Source organism: Streptomyces sp. NPDC005303 (assembly GCF_040607335.1).
Lineage (GTDB): Bacteria > Actinomycetota > Actinomycetes > Streptomycetales > Streptomycetaceae > Streptomyces.
In genome coordinates, this window is the sequence record NZ_JBEXGM010000079.1 from 1 (window position 1) to 2,520 (window position 2,520).

General features: G+C 72.7%; 2 protein-coding genes and 1 pseudogene. All 3 read right to left on the reverse strand.

Translation table 11 applies throughout. The features are described from left to right. Positions 1-78: 78 nt before the first annotated feature. Entirely contained in the window at positions 79-450 is a 372-nt protein-coding gene (locus ABZT93_RS40290; protein WP_356114099.1) for a hypothetical protein, read from the reverse strand. 146 nt (positions 451-596) lie between these two features. Further along, positions 597-2,252, reverse strand: a complete 1,656-nt coding sequence (locus ABZT93_RS40295; protein WP_356114100.1) for an FAD-dependent monooxygenase — start codon at positions 2,250-2,252, stop codon at positions 597-599. Positions 2,253-2,430: 178 nt separating this feature from the next. Then, positions 2,431-2,520: pseudogene (locus tag ABZT93_RS40300) on the reverse strand (MerR family DNA-binding transcriptional regulator); the annotation flags it as partial.

The window sequence follows — 2,520 nt, forward strand, 5'->3', positions numbered from 1 at the left end:
CGGCGATTCCTAGAGATCGATGAGTTCCTGTCGTGGCTCATCCCGCGGCGGCCCGGCGGCTATCGCGTCCGGCACGGGTCAGGCCAGGCTTCCGGCGATCTTCTTACGGCGTGCCGCGTACAGGCCGGTTCCGGCGACCACCAGCATGGCGAGCCCGCCCGTGGTCACCGCCGGGGAGGAGGCCAGGCCGCCGCCCCCGGTGTGCATTCCGCCGCTGGGCTTCTCGTGGCTGCCGCTCCAGCCGCCGTCGTGCTTGCCGCCGGACTCCCGGCCCTGCTCGCTGTCCTTGTCCTTGTAGGTCTCCGGGTCGTACTTGGGGTTGTTGTGCTCCTTGCTGTAGGAGGAGTCCGACGAGTCCCAGTCGTCCCCGGCCGCGTAGGCGCCGGGTGCGCCGAGAACGAGGACGGCCGAGGCCGCCGCCGTGGTCAGGAGGATGCCAGCAGAGCGCATGTGACGTTCCTTCCGTCGGCGGCCGGGCAGCTGGTGCTTCGTCAGCTCGGGTGGCCCGCCCCCGACGTGATCTACCGTCAGTCACACCGGCTTCCGCCACCACTCAAGGCGGTCAGCCGGGTGAACCCGCCCCGGCCGAACCGCCGTCAGACGGTCCCCAGCAGGGTGCTCAGGACCTGACGCAACGCCGACTCGGCGTCCGGGACCGCGCCCGCCGACCGCCAGGCCACGAACCCGTCCGGCCGGACGAGTACGGCGCCTTCGGGCGTCGTGCCGTGGGCGGCCGCCCAGTCCGCGTCGCCCTCGGTCGTCAGCTCGGCGCCCGGTCCCCCGCCCAGCCGGTACGAGGCCAGCGGGACGGACGTCTGCGCTGCGAGGCGGACGGCGGCCTCGTGCCAGCCGCTCGGCGTCCCGGCGCCGCTGAGCAGGACGAGCGAGCGCTCGTAGAGGTCCAGGGTGGAGATGCGTTCACCCCGGTGCCGTACCGCCAGGTGGGGTGCCCTGCTGCCGGGTGCACCGGACAGGTCGAGGCGGTCCGGGACGACCGGGGTCGCGGGGTCGGCGCCCAGGACGGCGCCCTGCGGATAGCGGTAGCCGAGGGCCACGTTGAGGATGCCGCGCTGCGGGCCGCCGCCGGTGCCGGGGGGCGGGGCGTAACCGGGGTGGCTGTGCTCGGCCGAGCGGGCGGCGGCGCGGGCGCTGGTCGCCTCCGCCACCGGGCGGCGTTCGGCGTCGTACGAGTCCAGCAGCCCGTCCCCGGCCCAGCCGCCGAGCACCGCGGCGAGCTTCCAGGCGAGGTTGTGCGCGTCCTGGATACCGGTGTTGGAGCCGAACGCCCCGGTGGGGGACATCTCGTGGGCCGAGTCGCCGGCCAGGAAGACGCGTCCCGCCCGGTAGCTGCGGGCGACGCGCTGGGCGGCGTGCCAGGGGGCCCGGCCGGTGATCTCCACGTCGAGATCGGCGACGCCGACCGCGCGGCGGATGTGCTCGACACACCGCTCGTCGGTGAACTCCTCCAGCGTTTCGCCGCGTTCGGGGTGCCAGGGCGCGTGGAAGACCCAGTTCTCACGGTTGTCCACGGGCAGCAGGGCGCCGTCGGCCGCCGGGTCGGTCAGATAGCAGACGATGAAACGGCGCTCGCCGACGACCTCGGCGAGGCGGCGGGAGCGGAAGGTGATGCTGACGTTGCTGAACAGGTCACCGGGACCGCTCTGGCCGATGCCCAGCTGCTCGCGGATGGGGCTGCGGGGGCCGTCGGCGGCGACCAGATAGTCGGCGAGGACGGTGGTGTGCTCGCCGGTCTCCCGGCTCTTGAGGATCGCGGTGACCCCGGTGGGCCCGCTGTCGAACGACAGCAGTTCGGTGCCGTACCGCAGATCGCCGCCGAGCCGCTCGGCGTGGTCGAGCAGCACCGGCTCCAGGTCGTTCTGGCTGCACAGGCACCATGAGCTGGGGCTGAAGCGGGCCAGTCCGCCGCCCGCGTCGATCTCCTTGAACAGCCACTCGCCCGCGTCTCCGACCAGGGTGGGCGTCTGCAGGATGCCGTGGTTGTCGGCCAGCGTGGCGGCGGCCTGACGGATCATCGGCTCGACACCGGCCGTGCGGAACAGTTCCATCGTGCGCACGTTGTTGCCGCGGCCGCGGGGGTGGATGGAGGTGCCGGCGTGCCGCTCCACCAGTGTGTGCGGTACGCCCAATCGGCCCAGGAACACCGAGGTCGACAGGCCGACGAGGGAACCGCCGACGATGAGGACCGGAACCCGGTGGGGCGTGGGGTCGGTTTGGACCGTTCTTTGGTTCATCACTCGCCTCCAGCGCGTCGTGTCCGCCGGCTCGTCCGGAGACGGCGGCGAGCTTCATGCATGCCCCGGGACACGAACGCGGGCCCAAGCTTCACCCGCTCAACACGCCTGGTTCCCCGAGTCGGCGGGTACCGCGCGTGACGGCCGGGTCCGATGCCGGCGGCCGCTGCTCGGCGCGTCAGGCGGGGCTGGAGGGGCTGGTTGTGGTGTTGGCGGCGCGGCGGTATTCGGCGTTGATGCGTTGGGCTTCTTCGAGTTGGTCTTCGAG